The sequence below is a fragment of the Burkholderia sp. lig30 genome (assembly GCF_000687455.2).
Classification (GTDB): domain Bacteria; phylum Pseudomonadota; class Gammaproteobacteria; order Burkholderiales; family Burkholderiaceae; genus Burkholderia.
Genome location: NZ_JGVW01000069.1, coordinates 16,963 through 37,834 on the forward strand (window position 1 = coordinate 16,963; position 20,872 = coordinate 37,834).

Annotated in this window: 24 protein-coding genes; 20 read left to right on the forward strand and 4 right to left on the reverse strand. The window is 68.3% G+C overall.

Annotated features, from left to right (window positions below; all coding sequences use genetic code 11):
* Positions 1–13 precede the first annotated feature (13 nt).
* Complete coding sequence (locus LIG30_RS10045) at positions 14–1,012, forward strand: NAD(P)H-dependent glycerol-3-phosphate dehydrogenase (RefSeq protein ID WP_038711771.1); 999 nt, start codon at positions 14–16, stop codon at positions 1,010–1,012.
* 23 nt (positions 1,013–1,035) lie between these two features.
* Here LIG30_RS10045 and trmL read toward each other — a convergent pair whose 3' ends face one another.
* Together trmL and LIG30_RS10055 are read right to left on the reverse strand one after the other, a co-directional pair.
* Positions 1,036–1,506 carry a tRNA (uridine(34)/cytosine(34)/5-carboxymethylaminomethyluridine(34)-2'-O)-methyltransferase TrmL gene (gene trmL / locus LIG30_RS10050; protein ID WP_038711772.1) on the reverse strand — a complete coding sequence of 157 codons (471 nt, stop codon included), beginning with the start codon at positions 1,504–1,506 and terminating at the stop codon, positions 1,036–1,038.
* A gap of 64 nt (positions 1,507–1,570) precedes the next feature.
* The gene (locus LIG30_RS10055) at positions 1,571–2,347 is read right to left on the reverse strand and encodes a phosphoribosyltransferase family protein (RefSeq protein WP_038711773.1); all 777 of its coding nucleotides are present in this window, start codon (positions 2,345–2,347) and stop codon (positions 1,571–1,573) included.
* A gap of 83 nt (positions 2,348–2,430) precedes the next feature.
* On the opposite strand from LIG30_RS10055, the gene LIG30_RS10060 reads away from it, so the two are divergent.
* The 8 genes from LIG30_RS10060 to LIG30_RS10095 all read left to right on the forward strand — a co-directional run bounded on the left by LIG30_RS10060 (position 2,431) and on the right by LIG30_RS10095 (position 9,443).
* A complete protein-coding gene (locus LIG30_RS10060) occupies positions 2,431–3,396 on the forward strand; it encodes a methyltransferase domain-containing protein (protein ID WP_038711776.1) in 966 nt (321 codons plus the stop codon).
* A gap of 234 nt (positions 3,397–3,630) precedes the next feature.
* Positions 3,631–4,128 carry a DUF2244 domain-containing protein gene (locus tag LIG30_RS10065; protein ID WP_038711777.1) on the forward strand — a complete coding sequence of 166 codons (498 nt, stop codon included), beginning with the start codon at positions 3,631–3,633 and terminating at the stop codon, positions 4,126–4,128.
* 62 nt (positions 4,129–4,190) lie between these two features.
* A complete protein-coding gene (coxB, locus tag LIG30_RS10070; protein ID WP_038711779.1) occupies positions 4,191–5,744 on the forward strand; it encodes a cytochrome c oxidase subunit II in 1,554 nt (517 codons plus the stop codon).
* 43 nt (positions 5,745–5,787) lie between these two features.
* Positions 5,788–7,395 (forward strand): cytochrome c oxidase subunit I, encoded by a 1,608-nt coding sequence (ctaD, locus tag LIG30_RS10075; protein WP_038711781.1) that lies wholly within the window; start codon positions 5,788–5,790, stop codon positions 7,393–7,395.
* A 76-nt stretch (positions 7,396–7,471) separates the two neighbouring features.
* The gene (locus LIG30_RS10080) at positions 7,472–7,612 is read left to right on the forward strand and encodes a cytochrome oxidase small assembly protein (RefSeq protein ID WP_038711871.1); all 141 of its coding nucleotides are present in this window, start codon (positions 7,472–7,474) and stop codon (positions 7,610–7,612) included.
* A gap of 23 nt (positions 7,613–7,635) precedes the next feature.
* Positions 7,636–8,235 carry a cytochrome c oxidase assembly protein gene (locus tag LIG30_RS10085; RefSeq protein WP_038711782.1) on the forward strand — a complete coding sequence of 200 codons (600 nt, stop codon included), beginning with the start codon at positions 7,636–7,638 and terminating at the stop codon, positions 8,233–8,235.
* Positions 8,236–8,252: 17 nt separating this feature from the next.
* Complete coding sequence (locus tag LIG30_RS10090; protein WP_038711872.1) at positions 8,253–8,453, forward strand: DUF2970 domain-containing protein; 201 nt, start codon at positions 8,253–8,255, stop codon at positions 8,451–8,453.
* A gap of 132 nt (positions 8,454–8,585) precedes the next feature.
* Positions 8,586–9,443, forward strand: coding sequence for a cytochrome c oxidase subunit 3 (locus LIG30_RS10095; RefSeq protein ID WP_038711784.1), 858 nt, complete (start codon positions 8,586–8,588; stop codon positions 9,441–9,443).
* A gap of 161 nt (positions 9,444–9,604) precedes the next feature.
* On the opposite strand, the gene LIG30_RS10100 is transcribed toward LIG30_RS10095, so the two are convergent.
* The gene (locus LIG30_RS10100; protein ID WP_038711785.1) at positions 9,605–9,814 is read right to left on the reverse strand and encodes a twin transmembrane helix small protein; all 210 of its coding nucleotides are present in this window, start codon (positions 9,812–9,814) and stop codon (positions 9,605–9,607) included.
* 87 nt (positions 9,815–9,901) lie between these two features.
* Here LIG30_RS10100 and LIG30_RS10105 point away from each other — a divergent pair, with 87 nt between their 5' ends.
* From LIG30_RS10105 to LIG30_RS10125, 5 genes are all read left to right on the forward strand, one after another.
* The gene (locus LIG30_RS10105) at positions 9,902–10,612 is read left to right on the forward strand and encodes an SURF1 family protein (protein WP_038711787.1); all 711 of its coding nucleotides are present in this window, start codon (positions 9,902–9,904) and stop codon (positions 10,610–10,612) included.
* Positions 10,613–10,674: 62 nt separating this feature from the next.
* Positions 10,675–11,319 carry an SCO family protein gene (locus LIG30_RS10110; protein ID WP_038711788.1) on the forward strand — a complete coding sequence of 215 codons (645 nt, stop codon included), beginning with the start codon at positions 10,675–10,677 and terminating at the stop codon, positions 11,317–11,319.
* A gap of 23 nt (positions 11,320–11,342) precedes the next feature.
* Positions 11,343–12,455 (forward strand): COX15/CtaA family protein, encoded by a 1,113-nt coding sequence (locus LIG30_RS10115; protein WP_038711789.1) that lies wholly within the window; start codon positions 11,343–11,345, stop codon positions 12,453–12,455.
* An 11-nt stretch (positions 12,456–12,466) separates the two neighbouring features.
* Complete coding sequence (gene cyoE, locus LIG30_RS10120) at positions 12,467–13,369, forward strand: heme o synthase (protein ID WP_038711791.1); 903 nt, start codon at positions 12,467–12,469, stop codon at positions 13,367–13,369.
* Positions 13,370–13,387: 18 nt separating this feature from the next.
* Positions 13,388–14,008 carry an SCO family protein gene (locus tag LIG30_RS10125; RefSeq protein ID WP_038711793.1) on the forward strand — a complete coding sequence of 207 codons (621 nt, stop codon included), beginning with the start codon at positions 13,388–13,390 and terminating at the stop codon, positions 14,006–14,008.
* A 15-nt stretch (positions 14,009–14,023) separates the two neighbouring features.
* On the opposite strand, the gene LIG30_RS10130 is transcribed toward LIG30_RS10125, so the two are convergent.
* Entirely contained in the window at positions 14,024–14,314 is a 291-nt protein-coding gene (locus tag LIG30_RS10130) for a YciI family protein (RefSeq protein WP_038711794.1), read from the reverse strand.
* Between the two features lie 282 nt (positions 14,315–14,596).
* Here LIG30_RS10130 and LIG30_RS10135 point away from each other — a divergent pair, with 282 nt between their 5' ends.
* The 6 genes from LIG30_RS10135 to LIG30_RS10160 all read left to right on the forward strand — a co-directional run bounded on the left by LIG30_RS10135 (position 14,597) and on the right by LIG30_RS10160 (position 20,870).
* Positions 14,597–15,412 carry a MetQ/NlpA family ABC transporter substrate-binding protein gene (locus LIG30_RS10135; RefSeq protein WP_038711796.1) on the forward strand — a complete coding sequence of 272 codons (816 nt, stop codon included), beginning with the start codon at positions 14,597–14,599 and terminating at the stop codon, positions 15,410–15,412.
* A gap of 193 nt (positions 15,413–15,605) precedes the next feature.
* Positions 15,606–16,574 carry an ABC transporter substrate-binding protein gene (locus LIG30_RS10140; RefSeq protein WP_038711799.1) on the forward strand — a complete coding sequence of 323 codons (969 nt, stop codon included), beginning with the start codon at positions 15,606–15,608 and terminating at the stop codon, positions 16,572–16,574.
* Positions 16,575–16,722: 148 nt separating this feature from the next.
* Positions 16,723–17,619: an ABC transporter permease gene (locus LIG30_RS10145; RefSeq protein ID WP_038711874.1), complete on the forward strand. Its 897-nt coding sequence runs from the start codon at positions 16,723–16,725 to the stop codon at positions 17,617–17,619.
* Between the two features lie 2 nt (positions 17,620–17,621).
* A complete protein-coding gene (locus tag LIG30_RS10150; protein ID WP_038711800.1) occupies positions 17,622–18,416 on the forward strand; it encodes an ABC transporter ATP-binding protein in 795 nt (264 codons plus the stop codon).
* Between the two features lie 317 nt (positions 18,417–18,733).
* The gene (imuA, locus tag LIG30_RS10155; RefSeq protein ID WP_038711802.1) at positions 18,734–19,453 is read left to right on the forward strand and encodes a translesion DNA synthesis-associated protein ImuA; all 720 of its coding nucleotides are present in this window, start codon (positions 18,734–18,736) and stop codon (positions 19,451–19,453) included.
* Positions 19,380–20,870: a Y-family DNA polymerase gene (locus LIG30_RS10160; RefSeq protein ID WP_038711803.1), complete on the forward strand. Its 1,491-nt coding sequence runs from the start codon at positions 19,380–19,382 to the stop codon at positions 20,868–20,870. The genes imuA and LIG30_RS10160 overlap by 74 nt, the downstream gene beginning before the upstream one ends.
* Positions 20,871–20,872 lie beyond the last annotated feature (2 nt).

Sequence of the window (20,872 nt, forward strand, 5' to 3'; positions counted from 1 at the left end):
ACCGGTGCTGGGTATGAAAGTAGCCGTTCTCGGTGCCGGTGCCTGGGGCACCGCGCTCGCGGGCCATCTGGCCACGCGGCACGACACGCTTCTCTGGGCGCGCGATCGCGCGCTCGTCGCCGGGCTGCAGGCCCGGCATGAAAACACCCGTTATCTCGACGGCATCGCGTTGCCTGCCGCGCTGCGCTACGACGCGGATCTCGCCGCGGCGCTTGCGCACGGCGCGGCCGACGACGCGCTGTGCGTGATCGCCGCGCCCGTCGCCGGGCTGCGCGCGCTGTGCCGCGCGATGCGCGATGCGGGTTGCGTGCCCGCGCACGTCGTCTGGGTCTGCAAGGGTTTCGAGGCCGACACTCGACTGCTGCCGCATCAGGTGGTCGCCGCGGAGCTGCCGGACCAGCACAGCAACGGCGTGCTGTCCGGCCCGAGCTTCGCGCGCGAGGTCGGCCTGGGCCTGCCGGTCGCGCTCACGGTCGCGAGCGCATCCGCCGCGTGCCGCGAGCGCACGCTCGCCGCGTTCCATCACGGCGCGATGCGGATCTACACCGGCGACGACGTCGTCGGCGTCGAAGTGGGCGGCGCGGTCAAGAACGTGCTGGCGATCGCGACCGGCATCGCCGACGGCCTCGGCCTCGGCCTGAACGCGCGCGCCGCGCTGATCACGCGCGGCCTCGCGGAGATGTCGCGGCTCGGCGTCGCGCTCGGCGGCCGCGCGGAAACCTTCACCGGCCTCACCGGCCTCGGCGACCTGATCCTCACGGCGACGGGCGACCTGTCGCGCAATCGCAGGGTCGGCCTGCAGCTCGCGACCGGGCGCTCGCTTGCGGACATCCTCGGCGCGCTCGGCCACGTGGCCGAAGGCGTGCACTGTGCGCAGGCGGTGCTCGCGATCGCGCAGGCGCACGCGATCGAAATGCCGATCACCGAGGCGGTGTGCGGGGTGCTGTTCGACGGCGTCGCGCCGCGTGACGCGGTGGACGGCCTGTTGCGGCGGGACGCGCGCGCCGAGTGACCGGCGGCGCGCGGCGCGCACATTCAGGCGCCGCCTTCGAAGCCCGCCTGGCGCCATGCCTCGAACACGACCACCGCGACGGTGTTCGACAGGTTCAGGCTGCGGTTGCCCGGCCGCATCGGCAGGCGCACGCGCTGCGTGTCCGGAAAGCGCTCGACCAGCGCCGCAGGCAGGCCGCGCGTTTCCGCGCCGAACACGAACCAGTCGCCCGGCAGGAATGCATGGTCGTGAAAGCGGCCCGAGCCGCGTGTCGTGAACGCGAACATGCGCGCCGGGTCGGGCGCTTCCGCCGCGACGAACGCGTCCCAGTCCTTGTGGACGCGCATTTCCGCGTATTCGTGATAGTCGAGGCCGGCGCGGCGCATCTTCGCGTCGTCGAGCGGGAAGCCGAGCGGCTCGATCAGGTGCAGCCGCGCGCCGGTGTTCGCGCACAGGCGGATGACGTTGCCGGTGTTCGGCGGGATTTCGGGTTCGACGAGAACGACGTTGAACATGTTTCGGTTTCCGGCATGGCCGACCGGCTGCGGGCAGCCAATCGATATCTGAGTCAGTTTGAGTCTAATAATCCCTGGCGGTGCGCAGCGCAACCAGGTTCGTCACGCGCCGCGCGCCTGCCGCCTTGAGCGCGTGCGCGGCGGCCGCGAGCGTCGCACCCGACGTCATCACGTCGTCGACGAGCGCGACATGGCGGCCCGCGACGTCGTGCGCGACCGCGAACGCCGCCGCGACGTTGCCGCGCCGCGCGCCGGCGGCGAGCCGCGATTGCGGTGCCGTCTCCGCGACGCGCACGAGCAACTGTGGTTGTGCGCGCACGCCGAGCCGGCGGGCGAGCGGCCGCGCGATCGCCCACGCCTGGTTGTAGCCGCGCGTGGCGATCCGCCCGCGCGCGAGCGGCACCGGCGCAATCATGTCGAAGCGGTCGCGTGCGGCATCCGTGTCCGCGGCCAGCCGGGCCAGCCGGCCGGCGAACTCGCGGCCCAGCGCGAGCTGCGCGTGAAACTTCAGCGCCCGCGCGAGCCCGTCGAGCGGCGCCCGGTAGTCGGCGAGCGCGAGTGTCGCATCGAACGGCGGCGGCGTGGCGCGGCACGCATCGCACCGGTAGCCGGCCGTGCGTCCGGCGCGGCCGGGCGCGAGCGGCAGCGCGCAGACGACGCAGCGCACGCGCGCTTCATTCCAGTACGCGGCATCGCATGCGTCACAAATCGTTCGATGTGACATATTGCCGCACAGCGCGCAGCGGTTCGGCAGCGCGGCAGCCGCAACGCGCGCGGCGAGCGCGCACGCATGCGACACAATGACGCGCATCGGCGGCAGCGAAAGAGAGCGGCGATCCATCGTGAACGCTCCTGGCCGCCCCGCTTCGCTGAAGCGAGCGAGGCGAGCGAGTATACTTCGGGCTCTTCGCCAGTGTGCCCGACATGTCCTCACCCTCGACCTCATCTAGCCGTCCGGCCAATGATTCCCGGCGTCTGCGGCAGATCTTCGATCGCCGCGCCGCCGCGTTCGACGCGGTCGCATTCCTGCCGCGCGAGATCGCGCAGCGGATGTGCGAGCGTCTCGAATACATCAAGGTGACCCCCACGGCCGTGCTCGACGCCGGGTGCGGCGCGGGCGACGACCTGCCGGCGCTGCGCGCGCGCTTTCCGGAGGCGCCGGTGTACGGCGTCGATCTGTCCGGCGCGATGCTCGCGCGCGCGGGCCGCCGCGAGACGGATCAGACGAGCTGGCGCCGCTGGCTGCCTGCGTCGCTCGGCAAGGCGCTCGGGCAGCGCGGCCCGCGGGTCGCACAGGCCGATTTCTCCGCGCTGCCGTTCGCGGCGGGCGCGTTCGAGCTGATCTGGTCGAATCTCGCGCTGCACTGGCATTCGCGTCCCGATGCGGTGCTGCCCGAGTGGCAGCGCGTGCTGCGCGTCAATGGTCTTCTGATGTTCAGCACGCTCGGCCCGGACACGCTGCGCGAGCTGCGCGCCGCGTACGCGGACGCCGAAGCGGCGCTCGGGATTGCGCCCGCGGGTGCGCGCGTGATCGATTTCGTCGACATGCACGACCTCGGCGACATGCTCGTCGAGAGCGGCTTCGAGATTCCCGTGATGGACCAGGAAGTGCTGACCGTGACGTACCAGTCGCCCGACTCGCTGCTGGCCGACGTGCGCCGCTGGGGCGCGTATCCGTTCGAGCGCGCGGCGCCGCACGGCGCGACGCGGCGCTTCAGGCAGGCGCTCGGCGACGCGCTCGACGCGCGCCGGCGCGACGACGGCACCATCCCGCTGACGTTCGAGGTGATCTACGGGCACGCATGGAAGGCGGTGCCGCGCACGACCCCCGAAGGCCACGGCATCGTGCGCCTCGAGGATATCGGAAAAGGGCGCCCGAAGGATCGCTGAAGTGGCAAAGCACGGATTCGGCATGATGTAAACCGGTGGTGCGGAGCGGGGCGGAAGACCCCGCCGAAATGGCCGGGAGGCTTGTCGCGCTTGGCTCGCGGGTCGATAGGCGCTTGCTTGTGGATGCCATTGAACGCGCCTATAATGCGTCAGCTTGTCGCTCCGGGGTCCCCGCAATACGGGGCGGCGAGTCCGATGCAGGCATGCATCGCATGCCATTCGCGTGAGGCGGCGATGGAAGCAGCGAGGGGTTTGACGGAAGCGACGGGCGCTGCAGCGGTTGCCGAGCCGGTCCTCGAGGACTGGCTCATGAAGCGCAACTGTTCGGTGTCGCCGCGCCAGTTCATGCTGTTTTACGCGTCGCTCGCGGGCTTCTCGCTGGTGATTGCGGCGTTGCTGATGTGGTGGGGAGCATGGCTCGTCATGCCCTTCACCGGAATCGAGTTGCTGGCGGTGGGCATCGCATTTGCGATCCATGCGCGCCACGCAGTCGATTACGAACGCATCAGGTTGTTTCCGCACCGGCTCGTGATCGAGCGGATGAGTGCGGAGCGGCTCACGCAGATCGAATTCAACCCGCGCTGGGTGCGGGTCGAGCCGGGCGCGACACCTCGCGATCCGATTCGGCTGGTGTCGCGCGGGCAGACCGTTGTGATCGGGCGGCATCTCGCGCAGTACAAGCGCCCGCAGTTCGCTCGGGAGCTGCGGGCGTCGCTTGGGCGCTACGGCTGAACGAGGTGGCTCGCGTTGGCAGCCGGCGCTGCGCAGGCGGCTTGCGACGGGGGAGGGTTTGAATGGAAATTTTGGGTAAGGAAGCTATGAAAACAATCAAGCGAGCCCTCACGGGCGTGCTGGCATGCAGCGGACTGCTCTTTGCCGGTGCCGCTCTGGCGGTCGGTGACAGCCCGGGCGGCCCCCGCGTCAACGAGATCAATCTCCAGCCGCCTGTCACGAAGATCGCCGAGGAGCTCTACGACCTCCACACGATGATGCTGATCCTCTGTACGGTGATCTTCATCGGCGTGTTCGGCGTGATGTTCTACTCGGTCTTCGCGCATCGCAAGTCGAAAGGCCACAAGGCCGCCAATTTCCATGAAAGCACGACCGTCGAAATCATCTGGACGGTAGTGCCGTTCATCATCGTCGTGCTGATGGCGCTGCCGGCCACGAAGGCCGTCGTCGCGATGAAGGACACGACGAACGCCGATCTCACGATCAAGGTCACCGGCTACCAGTGGAAGTGGGGCTACGACTACCTGAAGGGCCCGGGCGAAGGCATCGGCTTCCTGTCGACGCTGTCGACCCCGCGTACCGAGACGAACAGCTCGCAGCCGGTCAGCGACACCTATCTGCAGGAAGTCGACAACCCGCTCGTCGTGCCGGTCAACAAGAAAGTCCGCATCATCACGACCGCGGTCGACGTCGTCCACTCGTGGTACGTGCCGTCGTTCGGCGTGAAGCAGGACGCGATCCCGGGCTTCGTGCGCGACACGTGGTTCAAGGCCGAGAAGGTCGGCACCTACCGCGGTTTCTGTACCGAGCTGTGCGGCAAGGAACACGCATACATGCCGGTCGTCGTCGAAGTGCTGTCGGATGAAGACTACGCGAAGTGGGTCAGCGCGCAGAAGTCGAAGCAGGCCGGCGCGCCGGTCGATCCGGACAAGGTCTACACGAAGGCCGAGCTGATGGCGCACGGCGAGCAGGTCTACAAGGCAAACTGCGCGGTCTGCCACCAGCCGAACGGCAAGGGCCTCGGCGCATTCCCCGCGATCGACGGCGGCAAGATCGTCAACGGTCCGGTTGCCGGCCACATCGAACAGGTGCTGAAGGGCAAGAACGCGATGCCGTCGTGGGCGTCGCTGTCGGACCTCGACATCGCATCGGTCATCACGTTCCAGCGCAATTCGTGGAGCAACCACACGGGCGATTCGCTGCAGCCGAAGCAGGTGGCGGACGCACGTAACGGCAAGCTGCCGGCGGACACCGCGGCGGCCGAGCCGGCGCAGGCCGCATCGGGCGCGGCACAGCCCCAGGCCGCGCTGTCGACGATCTACTTCGAAACCGGCAAGAGCGCGCTGCCGGCCGACGCGCAGGCGGCGGTCGCGGCGGCAGCCGATTTCGCGAAGGCCCATCCGGACGCGAAGCTCGCGCTGTCGGGCTACACCGACAAGTCGGGCGCGGCCGACGCGAACGCCGAGCTGGCCAAGCACCGCGCGCAAGCCGTGCGCGACGCGCTGAAGACGGCGGGCGTGGCGGAAGACCGCATCATTCTGAAAAAGCCGGAAACGATCACGGGCGCGGCTGACGCGAAGGAAGCCCGGCGGGTCCAGATCGGGCTGGCGGCTTGACGTGTCGCTGTGTTTGTCGACGTATTCGCATTAGGAGATTCTCATGTCTAGCATCGGGCACGACGTAGCCGCGGGCCACGCGCACGACGACCACGCGCACGAAACACCGCATGGCTGGCGGCGCTGGCTGTACGCCACCAACCATAAGGACATCGGTACGCTGTACCTGCTGTTCTCGTTCATCATGCTGCTGTCGGGCGGCGTGATGGCACTCGCCATCCGTGTCGAGCTGTTCTCGCCGGGCCTGCAGATCATGCGTCCGGAGTTCTTCAACGAACTCACGACGATGCACGGTCTCATCATGGTGTTCGGCGCGATCATGCCGGCGTTCGTCGGTTTCGCGAACTGGATGGTTCCGCTGCAGATCGGCGCGTCGGACATGGCGTTCGCGCGGATGAACAACTTCAGCTTCTGGCTGCTGCCGGTCGCGGCAACGCTGCTGGTCGGCTCGTTCTTCGCGCCGGGCGGCGCGACGGCCGCCGGCTGGACGCTGTACGCGCCGCTGTCGACGCAGATGGGCCCGGGCATGGACTTCGCGATCTTCGCGGTTCACCTGATGGGCGCATCGTCGATCATGGGCGCGATCAACATCATCGTGACGATCCTGAACATGCGCGCACCGGGCATGACGCTGATGAAGATGCCGATGTTCGCGTGGACGTGGCTGATCACGGCGTACCTGCTGATCGCGGTGATGCCGGTGCTCGCGGGCGCGATCACGATGGTGCTGTTCGACCGCCACTTCGGCACGTCGTTCTTCAACGCGGCAGGCGGCGGCGATCCGGTGATGTACCAGCACATCTTCTGGTTCTTCGGCCACCCCGAGGTGTACATCATGATTCTGCCGGCGTTCGGCATCATCTCGCAGGTGATCCCGGCGTTCGCGCGCAAGCAGCTGTTCGGCTATAGCTCGATGGTGTACGCGACGGCATCGATCGCGATCCTGTCGATGATGGTGTGGGCGCACCACATGTTCGCGACCGGCATGCCGGTGACGGGCCAGCTGTTCTTCATGTACGCGACGATGCTGATCGCGGTGCCGACCGGCGTGAAGGTGTTCAACTGGCTCGCGACGATGTGGCGCGGCTCGATGACCTTCGAAACCCCGATGATGTTCGCGCTCGGCTTCCTGTTCGTGTTCACGTTCGGCGGTCTGTCGGGCCTGATGCTGGCAATGGCGCCGCTCGACATCCAGTATCACGGCACGTACTTCGTGGTCGCGCACTTCCACTACGTGCTGGTGGCGGGTTCGCTGTTCGCGCTGTTCGCCGGCTGGTACTACTGGTCGCCGAAGTGGACGGGCTGGATGTACAACGAGACGCGCGGCCAGATCCACTTCTGGTCGTCGATGATCTTCTTCAACATCACGTTCTTCCCGATGCACTTCGTCGGTCTGGCCGGCATGCCGCGTCGCTATGCGGACTACCCGGCGCAATTCACCGACTTCAACCAGCTCGCGACGATCGGCGCGTTCGGTTTCGGTCTCGCGCAGGTGTACTTCCTGTTCGCGGTCGTGCTGCCGGCGTACCGTGGCGGCGGCGAACTGGAGAAGGCATCCGACAAGCCGTGGGATGGCGCGGTGGGCCTCGAGTGGACGGTGCCGAGCCCGGCTCCGTTCCACACGTTCGAGCATCCGCCGACCGTCGAGTAAGTTCCAGATGAACGGCTCCGCCTTCGCCTGCCGCAGCAGGCGGGCGACGGCGGAGCAGCCAACCCCCCAGTACCAGATGACCCGGAATCCACAACAAAGACGAACGCCCGACGAGATCCGTGCGGGCAACAAGCGGCTTGGCCTGATCATGCTCGCTATCGCCGCCGTTTTTTTTGTGGGTGTCGTGATCAAGCAGTGGTGGCTGTCCACTCACTGATGCAGTAGCGAGGAAGTCGTCGTATGTCGAAGCCGGAAGTCGAGCCGGATCGCGCTTTCAACCGTTCGATGCTGGTGAAGCTCGTCGTCGTGGCCGGACTGATGTTCGGCTTCGGTTTCGCGCTGGTGCCGATGTATCGGGCGATCTGCCAGATCACCGGTATCAACAACCTCGTGCAGCGCGACGTCAGCGAGCGCGAGGCGAAGAACACGCAGGTCGACTACAGCCGTACCGTGTCGGTCGAGTTCGATGCGAACGCGCGCGGGCCGCTGGGTTTCAAGCCGGAGCACAACAGTCTCGACGTGCATCCGGGCGAGCTGACGACGATCGTGTACGACGTCACGAACGGCCAGGGCCGTCCGGTCGTCGCACAGGCGATCCCGAGCTACGCGCCGAAGCAGGCGACCGAGTTTTTCAAGAAGATCGAGTGCTTCTGCTTCACGCAACAGACGCTGGCCGCGCACGAGTCGCGCAAGATGCCGGTGGTGTTCGTGATCGATCCGAAGCTGCCGAAGGACGTGAAGACGATCACGCTGTCGTACACGTTCTTCGAACTGAATACACCCGCGCCGGCGACGCGCGGCACGGCGGGGCGCACTGGGTCGCCCAAGCCGGACGCTTGACGACGGAGGGCGGTGAAGTGACGGAAGGCAACAAGGGCGGGACGTTTGCCCAGGCGCTGAAGGCGGTGCTGTGGTCGTTTCTCGGCGTGCGCAAGCGGCGCGACCTGGAAGCGGACGCGACGCGGCTGAACCCGCTGCACGTGCTGATCGTCGCGTTGCTCGCGGCGGCCATGTTCATCGGCGTGCTGATCCTGGTCGTGCGCGCCGTGGTGGGCTAGCCCCGCGCGGGTCGAAGAAATGATGGCGGGCGCGCAGGCGCTCGTGAAGGAAAGAGCGGCGGCCGTCGCGCCGCGCGAGAAATAAAGCCGGAGCGGTTCCGGTACAAATTGGACTGAAGTGGAGAATCAAGCATGAGCGGTCAAAACGAGAGCCCGTACTATTTCGTGCCGCATCCGTCGCAGCACCCGATCAGCGCGGCCTGCGGCCTGCTGGTCATGCTCGGATCGTTCGCACTCTGGATCAACGGTGAAGCCTGGGCGCCCTATACGGCGCTGGCCGGCCTGCTGTGGTTCCTCTTCACGCTGTATCACTGGTTCGGCGACGCGATCGGCGAGTCGGAAGGCGGGATGTACGGCAAGCGGGTCGACCGCTCGTACCGCTGGAGCATGAGCTGGTTCATCTTCTCCGAAGTGATGTTCTTCGCCGCGTTCTTCGGCGCGCTGTTCTATGCGCGTGAAATCGCGCTGAACCAGCTCGGCAGCCTCGACTACAAGCTGATCTGGCCGGACTTCTCCGCCGTGTGGCCGAACGAAGGCCCGGCAGCGCTCGCCGGCCACTTCAAGACGATGGGCCCGTGGCCGATCCCGACGCTGAACACCACGCTGCTGCTGTCGTCGGGCGCGACGCTGACGGTGTCGCACCACGCGCTGCGCGACAATCACCGCAACAAGGCGATCGCCTGGCTGGCCGCGACGCTCATGCTCGGCGTCTGCTTCCTGTTCCTGCAGGGCTTCGAGTACTTCCACGCGTACAACGAACTGAACCTGACGCTCGGCTCGGGCGTGTACGGCTCGACGTTCTTCCTGCTGACGGGCTTCCACGGCTTCCACGTGTTCCTCGGCGGCACGATGCTCGCGGTCGTGCTGGTGCGGATGATCCGCGGCCACTTCACGGCGGAGCAGCACTTCGCGTTCGAAGGCGCCGCGTGGTACTGGCACTTCGTCGACGTCGTCTGGCTCGGCCTGTACGTCGTCGTCTACTGGCTGTAATGAAAAGCGGCCCGCGCAGCGATGCGCGGGCCGTTTGCATGTTGGCCGGGCGGCGCGCTCAAGCGTGCCGCCCGGCGAAGAAAGCAGCACCCGGACGCCGCCGCGACTCAGTCAGGCGGCGTTTTTGCTTGTCAGGGTGACCGGTGCGGCGATATGCCGCATCAGCGACCGGCAGGAATGCCGGTCGAATGGATCCAGCCCATCCAGTTCGCGAACAGGATGAACAGGAAAAGCGAGATCGACAGCCCGACGCGGGCGGCGAGCGACCAGACCATGCGTTTCGTATGGCCCCGGTCGTTCATCATGAAATAGAGCGCCGAGCCCATGCTGGCAACGATGAATATGAAGGCGATGGCAACGAAAATGTGCATGAAGCTAACCGGAAGACGGCAATTCGGGAGAGAAGCGGTCATTATCGCACTTCGCTCCCGCGCACGCTCCTCCCGCGGGGTGGCGCGATGAAGATCCGCTTGCTTCCCGCGTTGCTGATTCTTGCGGTGGTCGCGCTGACGGTGCGGCTCGGTTTCTGGCAGCTCGACCGCGCGCGCCAGAAGGAAGCGCTCGAGGCGCGCATCGAGCGCTACGCGCATGCGGCGCCCGTGCAGGTGGGCGCGCAGCCGGTTCCGCTCGAGTCGATCGAGTTTCACCGGGTGCGCGCGACGGGCCGCTTCATGCCGGAGCAGGCCGTCCTGCTCGACAACCGGCCGTACAACGACCAGCCGGGGTTTTACGTCGTGATGCCGTTTAAACTGGCGGGCGGCGGCTACGTGCTGGTCAATCGCGGCTGGCTGCCGCGCAACATCGCCGACCGCGCCGCGATCGAGCCGTTCGCCACGCCGGCGGGCGACATCGCGATCGAAGGCATCGCGCGCGCGGACGCGTCGCGTGCGTACGAGCTGGGCTCGGGCGGCTCGGCGCCGCACCAGAAGATTCGCCAGAATCTGGACGTCGCCGCGTATGCGCACGAAACCGGGCTGCCGCTGCAGCCGTTCGTGATCCAGCAGACGAGCGACGACGGCGACAAGCTGGTGCGCGACTGGCCGGCACCGACGCTGGACGTCGAGCGTAACTACGGTTACATGTTTCAGTGGTGGGGCATGGCGGCGGCCGCGCTCGGCTTCGGCTTGTATGCGGCGCGGCGCGCGGCGAAGAAGCCGTCCGGCGCGTAAGCGGCGCGATGCCCGTGCGCGGCAGCGGTGCCGCGACTTGTTTGGAGAGGTCTGATTTGTCTATGCAATCTTCCCGCCAGAACCCGCGCGGACAGGCCGCCGGCCCCGGCGGCACCCCCGCTTCGCAAGGCTCGCGGCGCGGCCGCTGGATGCTGCTGCTGATCGCATTCGTGTGCGCGGCGCCGGTGATCGCGTCGTATTTCACCTATTACGTGATCAAGCCGCACGGCGGCTCGACGAACTACGGCACGCTGATCGACCCGCAGCGCCCGATTCCGCCGGCGCTGACGGTCACCGACGAAACCGGCAAGACGATCCCGCTCGCGTCGCTGCGCGGCGTGTGGCTGCTCGTGATGGCCGACCGCAGCGCGTGCGACGAAGCCTGCGCGACCAAGCTCTACTTCATGCGCCAGGTGCGCGCGACGCAGGCCGGCGAGCGGCAGCGGATCACGACGGTGTGGCTGCGCAGCGATACCGGCCCGATTCCGCAGAACGTGAGCGACGCGTATCCGGACACCCGCAAGCTCGTCGCCGATCCGGCGGCGGTCGCCGCGTGGCTGCCGGCGGACGCCGGCACGCAGGTCTCCGACCACATCTACATGGTCGATCCGAACGGCAACCTGATGATGCGCTTCCCGAAGAATCCGAACCCGAGCAAGATCAAGGGCGACGTGACGAAGCTGCTGAAGTGGTCGAGCATCGGCTGACGCGCCGGTAACGAGGGAATCCGATGTCGTATTTAATGCAACTTGGCCTGATCGGCTTCTGTATCGCGCTGCTGCCGCTGTCGTACGTGTGGGTGAAGGCGGACGACAACAAGTTCCGCAAGTTGGTCTGGATCACCACGTTCCTCACGCTCGATCTCGTGATGTTCGGCGGCTTCACGCGCCTGACCGACTCCGGGCTCGGCTGCCCGGACTGGCCGGGCTGCTACGGCACGTCGTCGCCGTTCATCGCGCACGCGGCGATCACCGCCGCGCACCAGGCGATGCCGACCGGCCCTGTCAGCATGATGAAGGCGTGGATCGAGATGATTCACCGCTATTTCGCGATGGCGATCGGCGTGCTGATCATCGCGCAGACGGTGATCGCATGGGCCGCGCGCCTGCGCCGCCGGTCGCTCCACGTGTCGCCGTGGTGGCCGACCGGCCTGCTCGCGCTGATCCTCGTGCAGGGCGCGTTCGGTGCGTGGACGGTCACGATGAAGCTGCAGCCGGTGATCGTCACGACCCACCTGCTGCTCGGCCTGATGCTGCTCGGCACGCTCGGCTGGCTCGCCGCGCGGCAGACGCCGCTGCCCGCCCTCGAGCCGGAGGTGGGCCGGTATCGCGCGGCCGCGCTCGCGGCGCTCGTGCTGCTCGTCGCGCAGATCGCGCTCGGCGGATGGGTCAGCACGAACTACGCGGTGCTCGCCTGCACCGATTTCCCGACCTGCAACGGCCAGTGGATTCCGCCGATGGATTTCCGGCAGGGCTTCCACCTGTGGCGCGCGCTCGGCATGACGGGCGACGGCGACGCGATCACCCAGGACGCGCTCGTCGCGATCCACTGGACGCACCGGACGTTCGCGTTCGTCGTCGTCGCGTACCTGGCCGCGTTCGCGTGGAAGATGCGCCGCTTCGCGTCGTTGCGGCGGCCGGCGACCGGCGTGCTCGCGGTGGTCGTGCTGCAGTTCGTCACCGGCCTGACCAACATCGTGCTGCAGTGGCCGCTGCCGGTCGCGGTCGCCCATAACGGCGGGGCCGCGATCCTGCTGCTGCTCGTCGTCATGTTAAACTTTCGCATCCTTTCAAACCGTCCCGGCCGCGTTGCGCTGTCCGCGCGCGACGCCGCGCACGCGTGACACCAGCGCCCATGCAAAGCACCTTGTCCCAATCGCCCGGTAGCCGAATCTCCCAGTACATGGCGTTGACGAAGCCGCGCGTCACGCAGCTCGCGGTGTTCTGCGCCGTGATCGGCATGTTCCTCGCGACGCCGGGCATGGTGCCGTGGAAGGTGCTGGTCGGCGGCACGGTCGGGATCTGGATGCTGGCGGGCGCGGCGTTCGCGATCAACTGTCTCGTCGAGCAGAAGATCGACGCGCTGATGCGCCGCACCGCGTGGCGCCCGTCGGCGCGCGGCGAGATCACGACCGCGCAGATCCTGGTGTTTTCGGCCGTGCTCGGCAGCATCGGCGCGTGGACGCTCTACACGTTCACGAATCCGCTGACGATGTGGCTGACGATCGCGACGTTCGTCGGCTACGCGGTGATCTACACGCTGCTGCTGAAGCCCGCGACGCCGCAGAACATCGTGATCGGCGGCGCGTCCGGCGCGATGCCGCCGGCGCTCGGCTGGGCCGCGGTGACGGGCGCGGTGCCCGGCGACGCGTGGATTCTCGTGCTGATCATTTTCGTCTGGACGCCGCCGCACTTCTGGGTGCTCGCGCTGTACCGCCGCAAGGACTACGAGAACGCCGGCCTGCCGATGCTGCCGGTCACGCACGGCGAGCAGTACACGCGGCTGCATATCCTGCTCTATACGGTGGTCCTGTTTGCGGTCACGCTGATGCCGTTCATCTCGGGCATGAGCGGGGTCGTCTACCTGGCGAGCGCGGTGCTGCTCGGCGCGGTGTTCCTCGCGTATGCGTGGAAGATCTACCGCGACTACTCCGACGCGCTGGCCCGCAAGGCATTCCGCTATTCGATCGTCTACCTGTCGCTGCTGTTCGCGGCGCTGCTCGTCGACCACTACGCGCGCCCGCTGCTCGGCGCGTAACTCAACGGTTTGAACGCGATGCTCAATTCATGGTTGGGGCGCGGTGCGCGCCGGGGCTGGCTGCTTGCCTGCGCGTTCGCGGGCGCATTGCTGCTCGCGGCGTGCGACAACAGCGCGCCGAAGTTCCAGAACCTCGACATCACCGGCAACACGCAGTTCGGCAGCGATTTCGCGCTGCCCGACACGACCGGCAAGGTGCGCACGCTCGGCGACTTCAAGGGCCGCGCGGTCGTGCTGTTCTTCGGCTATACCCATTGCCCGGACGTGTGCCCGACCACCATGGCCGAGCTGTCCGAGGCGCTGAAGGAGCTCGGGCCGGATGCCGCGAAGCGCGTGCAGGTGCTGTTCGTCACGGTCGATCCGGAGCGCGACACGGCCCAGTTGCTCGGCCAGTACGTGCCGGCGTTCAATCCGGCCTTCATCGGCCTGCGTCCGGCCGACGAAGCGCAGTTGAAGAAGGTGACGAAGGATTTCCGCGTCTATTACGCGAAGGTGCCGGGCAAGACGCCCGGCAGCTACACGATGGATCACACGGCCGCGAGCTACGTGTTCGACACCAACGGCAAGCTGCGCCTGTTCGTGCGCGACGGGCAGGGCCCGGGGTCGTGGGTGCACGACCTGAAGCTGTTGCTGGACTGAACGCGGCGGCGTGCGTTACGGCAGCGCGGGCAGGTTGAAGCCCGGCGCCGCGCGCGTCATCCGGAATTCGGTGACGCGGTAGGTCGCGAGGCCATCGGTGACGAACGGGTCCGTTTTCAGGATCGCTTCGAGTTCGTCGCGGTCGATGCGGGCCGCGAGAATCACGCCGCCGTCGCGCGGCACCTTCGGGCCCGCCGCAATGAAGATCCCCTTGTCGAGAAGCGGCTGCAGGTACGCGCGGTGCCGCTCGAGCGCGTCGTCGATGCAATCGAGCGATGCGGTGTAGTGAATGTCGATGACGTACATGACTTGCCTCGGAGTGTCCGCGGGGCGGTTCGCCCCGGCCAGGCGTTTTTGTAGCACAGTCCGACCCCATGTGTCCCGTGCGCGGCGAAGTGCGTCGCGTTCGGCGCCTGCATGCTCCCGCTGGTTCGCCCGGCGCCCGGCCTGCACCGGGATGGCGCATACCTATATAAGCGGGATGTATTTCACATCCCCGCGATCCTGTGACACCATTTGCCCCTTTCCAGCGAGCCGGTGCGTGACCGGCATCGCGTCCTTTTCAGTTTGCAAGAAAGCGAGAATCAGATGAAGCGTCGCAGTCTCCTGAAGGTGTTTTCCGTGCTGGCCGCTGGTGCCGCGCTGACGTTGTCCGCCGGCGCACAGGCGCAGGACAAGGTGATCAAGGTCGGCACGGTGGCCGGCCCGGACGCGGAAGTGTGGCAACTCGTGCAGAAGGTCGCGAAGGAGAAGGAAGGCCTGACCGTCAAGGTCATCGAGTTCAACGACTACGTGCAGCCGAACGCGGCGCTCGACGCGGGCGATCTCGACGCGAACAGCTTTCAGCACCAGCCGTACCTCGACAGCCAGGTGAAGCAGCGCGGCTACAAGATCGTCAGCGCGGGCCTGACCTACATTTCGCCGATGGGCGTCTATTCGAAGAAGTTCAAGGCGCTGAAGGACCTGCCGCAAGGCGCGAAGCTCGCGGTGCCGAACGATCCGTCGAACGAGAACCGCGCGCTGCTGCTGCTGCAGGCGCAAGGCGTCGTCAAGCTGAAGGCGGGCGCCGGCACGGGCGGCAACAATGCGACGGTGCTCGACATCGCCGACAACCCGAAGAAGCTGAAGATCTCCGAGCTGGATGCGGCGCAGCTGCCGCGCGTGCTGTCGGACGTCGACGCTGCCGTGGTCAACACCAACTATGCGCTCGCCGCGAACCTGCAGCCGACCAAGGACGCGATCGCGCTCGAGTCGCTGACGAGCCCGTACGCGAACCTGATCGCGGTGCGCGCAAAGGACAAGGATCAGCAGTGGGTGAAGAAGCTGGTCAAGGCGTACCAGTCGCCGGAGGTGAAGGAATTCATCAAGAAGCAGTTCAAGGGTTCGATGGTCGCGTCGTTCTGAGCGAGCCGAATCCACCGGTGGGCACGAAAGGCCTGCGCGCGGCGCAGGCCTTTTTTGTGTGCGACGCCGGGACGGGCCGGCGGCAAGGAGGCGGCCTGCCCAAAGTGGTATCCTCGTGCGCTCGCCGCCGCGCCATGCAACGGCCGCCGCGGGATTCCAGCAATTAAAACCGATAATCGGGGGGGACTGACCCATGAAGCGTTTCAACGCATTTGCAATTCGTTCGATCGTGGCCGGCGTCGCATCGCTGGCGATGGTGTGCGGCGCCGCGCACGCGCAGACCGTCAAGGTGCTGTCGATCGTCGATCACCCGGCGCTCGACGCGATCCGCGACGGCGTGCGTGCCGAGCTGAAGGCCGAGGGCTACGGCGACGACAAGCTCAAGTGGGAATACCAGAGCGCGCAGGGCAATACCGGCACCGCCGCGCAGATCGCCCGCAAGTTCATCGGCGACCGTCCGGACGTGATCGTCGCGATCGCGACGCCGGCCGCGCAGGCGGTTGTCGCGTCGACGAAGAGCGTGCCGGTCGTCTATGCGGGCGTGACCGATCCGGTCGCCGCACAGCTCGTGAAGGGCTGGGGGCCGTCGGGCACCAACGTGACGGGCGTGTCCGACAAGCTGCCGCTCGACCGGCAGGTCGCGCTGATCAAGCGCGTGGTGCCGTCGGCGAAGACGGTCGGCATGGTCTACAACCCGGGCGAGGCGAATTCGGTCGTCGTCGTCAACGAGCTGAAGGCGCTGCTCGCGAAGCAGGGCATGAGCCTCAAGGAAGCGGCGGCGCCGCGCACGGTCGACATCGGCCCGGCCGCGAAGAGCCTGATCGGCAAGGTCGACGTGATCTACACGAACACCGACAACAACGTCGTGTCCGCGTACGAGGCGCTCGTGAAGGTCGCGAACGAGGCGAAGATCCCGCTCATCGCGGGCGACACCGACAGCGTGAAGCGCGGCGGCATCGCGGCGCTCGGCATCAACTACGGCGATCTCGGGCGCCAGACCGGCAAGGTGGTCGCGCGGATCCTGAAGGGCGAGAAGCCGGGCGCGATCGCGTCGGAGACGAGCAGCAACCTCGAGCTGTTCGTGAACACGTCGGCCGCCGCGAAGCAGGGCGCGACGCTGTCGCCGGATCTCGTCAAGGAAGCGAAGACGGTCATCCGTTGAGCCATGACAGGCCACGCGCCGCATGGCCGGCGCGTGGCCTGAGCTGAACGAACGACCGACCACGTGGACGGCGGCCCTTGCCGGGGCCGCGCGTCCGTTTCGCTTCGGCCGGGCATCGCCGGCCGGAACGCAACAGGATTTCCCCATCATGTCTCTCTTCTCGTTTCTGGGCGCGCTGGAGATCGGGCTGATCTTCAGTCTCGTCGCGCTCGGGGTGCTGATCTCGTTTCGCATCCTCAATTTTCCCGACCTGACCGTCGACGGCAGCTTCCCGCTTGGCGGCGCGGTCGCCGCGACGCTGATTTCGGCAGGCTACGACCCGTTCGCCGCGACCGCGATCGCGATCGCCGCGGGCGCGCTCGCCGGCTTCATCACCGGCTGGCTGAACGTGCGCCTGAAGATCATGGATCTGCTCGCCAGCATCCTGATGATGATCGCGCTCTACTCGGTGAACCTGCGGATCATGGGCCGGCCGAACGTGCCGCTCATCACCGAACCGACGATTTTCACCGTGCTGCAGCCCGACTGGATGCCCGATTACGTGCTGCGTCCGGCGCTGTTGTGCGTCGTCGTCGTGGTCGCGAAGCTCGGCCTCGACTGGTTCTTCTCGTCGCAGCTCGGCCTCGCGATGCGCGCGACCGGCGCGAATCCCCGCATGGCGCGCGCGCAGGGCATCGCGACGGGCCGCGCGACGCTCGCCGGGATGGCGCTGTCGAACGCGCTCGTCGCGCTCGCCGGCGCGCTGTTTGCGCAGACCCAGGGCGGCGCGGACATCTCGATGGGCATCGGCACGATCGTGATCGGGCTGGCCGCGGTGATCATCGGCGAAACGCTGCTGCCCGCGCGCCGTCTGGTGCTGACGACGCTCGCCGTCGTGCTCGGGGCGATCGTCTACCGCTTCTTCATCGCGCTCGCGCTGAACAGCGAATTCATCGGCCTGAAGGCGCAGGACCTGAATCTCGTGACCGCCGCGCTGGTGACGGTCGCGCTGGTGCTGCCCGCGACGCGCAAGAAGCTGTTCGCGCGCAAGAACGGAGGGGCATGACCATGTTGTCCGCACAAGACCTGAAGCTCACCTTCAACCCGGGCACGCCGATCGAGACGCGCGCGCTGCGCGGCCTCACGCTCGAGATTCCCGACGGCCAGTTCGTTGCGGTGATCGGCTCGAACGGCGCCGGCAAGTCCACCTTCCTGAACGCGATCAGCGGCGACCAGCGGGTCGACACCGGCCGGATCGCGATCGACGGCATCGACGTCACGCGCCAGCCGGCGTGGGATCGCGCGCACCTCGTCGCGCGCGTGTTCCAGGACCCGATGGCGGGCACCTGCGAGGCGCTGACGATCGAGGAGAACATGGCGCTCGCGCTCGCGCGCGGCGTGCGGCGCGGCTTCCGGCCGGCGCTCGACCGTGACGCGCGCGAGCGTTTCCGCGACAAGCTGCGGCTGCTCAATCTTGGCCTCGAGAACCGCCTGTCCGACCGGATCGGCCTGCTGTCCGGCGGCCAGCGGCAGGCAGTGAGCCTGCTGATGGCGTCGCTGCAGCCGTCGCGGATCCTGCTGCTCGACGAGCACACGGCGGCGCTCGACCCGAAGACGGCGGCGTTCGTGCTGGAGCTGACCGCGCGCATCGTGTCGGAGAACAAGCTGACGACGATGATGGTCACGCACAGCATGCGTCAGGCGCTCGATTACGGCGATCGCACCGTGATGCTGCATCAGGGGCAGGTGGTGCTCGACGTGTCGGGCGACGAGCGCCGCGGACTCGACGTGCCGGATCTGCTGCGAATGTTCGAGAAGATGCGCCACGAACAGCTCGACGACGACGCGCTGCTGCTCGGCTGACGCGGCAGGCTGGATGGCCTGCCGGAGCCGGACGGTTCGGGCAGGCCGATGCGGCCGGGCGATTGCGGCCCGGCCTCTTTCAAAGGCGGGCTTTCGGCGGGTCGACGTGCCGCGCATGGCCTGAGATGGGCGCGGCCTGACGTGGCGCGGCCTGACGCGGGGCGACCTGACGCGGCCCGACCGATCCAGCACGAAACGCGGCGCGCCAGGTGCCGCGTTGTCCTCTTCTCGACGGCGCCCCGGTCCATGCGCCCGGGGCTGTCCCGCGGCGGCGTCTTGCCATATACTGTATATCCATACAGTATATGGGTGGCGTCATGCTCGCATCCTCCATTTCTCCCGAAACGCTGCATCCGTCCTTGTGGCGCGGCTCCCAGCTCGCGCAGGGCGGCTTGCGCACGATCGACACAGGCTTCGCGGCGCTGTCGGCCGAGTTGCCGGGCGGCGGCTGGCCGGTCGGCGGTCTCGTCGAATTGCTGGTGCCGCAGGCCGGCTGTGGCGAGATGCGGCTGCTCGCGCCGGCGCTGGCGCGCACCGTGAGCGGCGCGCGGCCGCTCGCACTCGTCGCGCCGCCGCATGCGCCGCACGCGGCGGCGCTCGCGGGGCTGGGCGTGCCGGGCGACGCGCTGCTGTGGCTGCGTGCCGGGCGCGGCACGGATGCGCTCTGGGCCGCCGAACAGGCGCTGAGGGCCGGCTGCTGCGGCGCGCTGCTGCTCTGGCAGGAGACGGTGCGCCACGAGGCGCTGCGGCGGCTGCATCTCGCGGCCGCGCGCTCGGCCGGCACGCTGTTCGTCATGCTGCGGCCGCTCGCCGCCGCGCAGCAGCCGTCGCCGGCGCTGCTGCGGCTCGCGCTCTTTCCCGAGCCGGCCGGCGTCGCGGTCGAGATCGTCAAGCGTCGCGGGCCGGTGCGGCGCGATGCGCTGTCGCTGGTGCTGCCCCCTTCCCCGATTCTGGAGAGCCGCCATGCGCGTCTTTCTCGGCGTGCATCTGCCGAGCCTGCCGCTCGACGTGTTCCGGCCGCTGCCCGCGCAGCCTGACGGCGCGCCGGGGTGCGTGGTGCTCGAGCAGGGCATCGTGCTGCAGGCCGATGCCGCCGCGCGGGCGGCCGGCGTGTGCGCGGGCATGAAGCGCGCCGGCGTGCTGACGCTCGCGCCCGGCGCCCGCTTGCTCGAGCGCGATCCGGCGCGCGAGGCGGACGCGGCGCGCGAGGTCGCGATGGCGCTGCTGCGTTTCTCGCCATGCGTGGCCGACGGCGGCGAGGCGACCCTGCTGGTCGAGGTCGGCGCGAGCCTGCGGCTGTTCGGCGGCGTGCCGGCGCTGTGCCGCCGGGTGCGCGCGGCGCTGGTGCCGCTCGGCTATGCGGTGCGCGTGGGCGTCGCGCCGACGGGCGGCGGCGCCTGGCTGCTGGCGCGTGCGGGCGCGCGCTTGCGCGGCAGGCGGGTGGTGCGGCTCGCGTCGCTCACGCGCGTGCTGGCCGCGTTGCCGTGCGCGCTGCTGCCGGCGGCGCGGCCGTTTGCCGGCTGGCTCGACGGCCTCGGCTGCACGACGCTCGCGGACCTGCGTCGCCTGCCGCGCGCCGAACTGCAGCGCCGCTGCGGGCCGGCGCTCGTCGCGGCGCTCGACACTGCGTACGGCCAGCAGGCCGAGCTGTACGCGTGGCTGCCGGTGCCACCGGTGTTCGATGCCCGGCTCGAGCTGCCCGAGCGGGTCGAGCATGCGGAGGCGGTGCTGTTCGCCGCGCGCCGCCTGATCGCGCAGCTGGGCGGCTGGCTGGCGGCGCGGCACCTGATGCTGGCGGCGATGCTGTTCCAGCTCGAGCACGAGCGCGGGCGCCAGGCGGTCGCGCCGACGGTGCTGGAGCTCGCGTTCGCCGAGCCGGTGCGCGACGACGCGCATTTCGTCCGCGTGCTGGGCGAGCGGCTCGCCCGCGTGAGCCTGCCGGCTGCGGTGATCGCGGTGCGCCTGACCGTGACGCGGGTGGCCGAGGCCGAGCCGCCGCCGGACGACCTGTTTCCCGAGCCGGGCGGCACGCCGCAGGACCGCGCGCGGCTCATCGAGCTGCTGAGCGCGCGGCTCGGCGCGGACAACGTGCGGCGCCCGGCGCCGGTCGCCGACCATCGCCCCGAGATCGCGAACCGCTGGCTGCCGCTCGCCGAGCGGCCCGGCCGCGCACCTGCGCTGCCTGCGGCGGCGCCGCGTCCGGCCTGGCTGCTCGAGATGCCGCTGCCGCTCGTGGTGCGCGGCAACCGGCCGGTCTACCGTTCGCCGCTGCGCATCGAGTCGCTCGGCGAGCGGATCGAGTCGGGCTGGTTCGACGGCCGGCTCGCCGCCCGCGACTACTTCGTCGCGCTGGACGACGCGGGCGCCTGCTACTGGATCTACCGGGAGCGGCTCGTCGGCGAGGGCGACGCCGGGGCCGCGCCGCGCTGGTTCCTGCATGGCCTGTTCGGATGAGC

Excerpts from the sequence above, each read along its gene's own strand:
- LIG30_RS10045 (WP_038711771.1), top strand. The coding sequence starts at position 14 with ATGAAAGTAGCCGTTCTCGGTGCCGGTGCCTGGGGCACCGCGCTCGCG.
- trmL (WP_038711772.1), bottom strand. The coding sequence starts at position 1,506 with ATGTTCAACGTCGTTCTCGTCGAACCCGAAATCCCGCCGAACACCGGC.
- LIG30_RS10055 (WP_038711773.1), bottom strand. The coding sequence starts at position 2,347 with ATGGATCGCCGCTCTCTTTCGCTGCCGCCGATGCGCGTCATTGTGTCG.
- LIG30_RS10060 (WP_038711776.1), top strand. The coding sequence starts at position 2,431 with ATGTCCTCACCCTCGACCTCATCTAGCCGTCCGGCCAATGATTCCCGG.
- LIG30_RS10065 (WP_038711777.1), top strand. The coding sequence starts at position 3,631 with ATGGAAGCAGCGAGGGGTTTGACGGAAGCGACGGGCGCTGCAGCGGTT.
- coxB (WP_038711779.1), top strand. The coding sequence starts at position 4,191 with ATGGAAATTTTGGGTAAGGAAGCTATGAAAACAATCAAGCGAGCCCTC.
- ctaD (WP_038711781.1), top strand. The coding sequence starts at position 5,788 with ATGTCTAGCATCGGGCACGACGTAGCCGCGGGCCACGCGCACGACGAC.
- LIG30_RS10080 (WP_038711871.1), top strand. The coding sequence starts at position 7,472 with ATGACCCGGAATCCACAACAAAGACGAACGCCCGACGAGATCCGTGCG.
- LIG30_RS10085 (WP_038711782.1), top strand. The coding sequence starts at position 7,636 with ATGTCGAAGCCGGAAGTCGAGCCGGATCGCGCTTTCAACCGTTCGATG.
- LIG30_RS10095 (WP_038711784.1), top strand. The coding sequence starts at position 8,586 with ATGAGCGGTCAAAACGAGAGCCCGTACTATTTCGTGCCGCATCCGTCG.
- LIG30_RS10100 (WP_038711785.1), bottom strand. The coding sequence starts at position 9,814 with ATGCACATTTTCGTTGCCATCGCCTTCATATTCATCGTTGCCAGCATG.
- LIG30_RS10105 (WP_038711787.1), top strand. The coding sequence starts at position 9,902 with ATGAAGATCCGCTTGCTTCCCGCGTTGCTGATTCTTGCGGTGGTCGCG.
- LIG30_RS10110 (WP_038711788.1), top strand. The coding sequence starts at position 10,675 with ATGCAATCTTCCCGCCAGAACCCGCGCGGACAGGCCGCCGGCCCCGGC.
- LIG30_RS10115 (WP_038711789.1), top strand. The coding sequence starts at position 11,343 with ATGTCGTATTTAATGCAACTTGGCCTGATCGGCTTCTGTATCGCGCTG.
- cyoE (WP_038711791.1), top strand. The coding sequence starts at position 12,467 with ATGCAAAGCACCTTGTCCCAATCGCCCGGTAGCCGAATCTCCCAGTAC.
- LIG30_RS10125 (WP_038711793.1), top strand. The coding sequence starts at position 13,388 with ATGCTCAATTCATGGTTGGGGCGCGGTGCGCGCCGGGGCTGGCTGCTT.
- LIG30_RS10130 (WP_038711794.1), bottom strand. The coding sequence starts at position 14,314 with ATGTACGTCATCGACATTCACTACACCGCATCGCTCGATTGCATCGAC.
- LIG30_RS10135 (WP_038711796.1), top strand. The coding sequence starts at position 14,597 with ATGAAGCGTCGCAGTCTCCTGAAGGTGTTTTCCGTGCTGGCCGCTGGT.
- LIG30_RS10140 (WP_038711799.1), top strand. The coding sequence starts at position 15,606 with ATGAAGCGTTTCAACGCATTTGCAATTCGTTCGATCGTGGCCGGCGTC.
- LIG30_RS10145 (WP_038711874.1), top strand. The coding sequence starts at position 16,723 with ATGTCTCTCTTCTCGTTTCTGGGCGCGCTGGAGATCGGGCTGATCTTC.
- LIG30_RS10150 (WP_038711800.1), top strand. The coding sequence starts at position 17,622 with ATGTTGTCCGCACAAGACCTGAAGCTCACCTTCAACCCGGGCACGCCG.
- imuA (WP_038711802.1), top strand. The coding sequence starts at position 18,734 with ATGCTCGCATCCTCCATTTCTCCCGAAACGCTGCATCCGTCCTTGTGG.
- LIG30_RS10160 (WP_038711803.1), top strand. The coding sequence starts at position 19,380 with ATGCGCGTCTTTCTCGGCGTGCATCTGCCGAGCCTGCCGCTCGACGTG.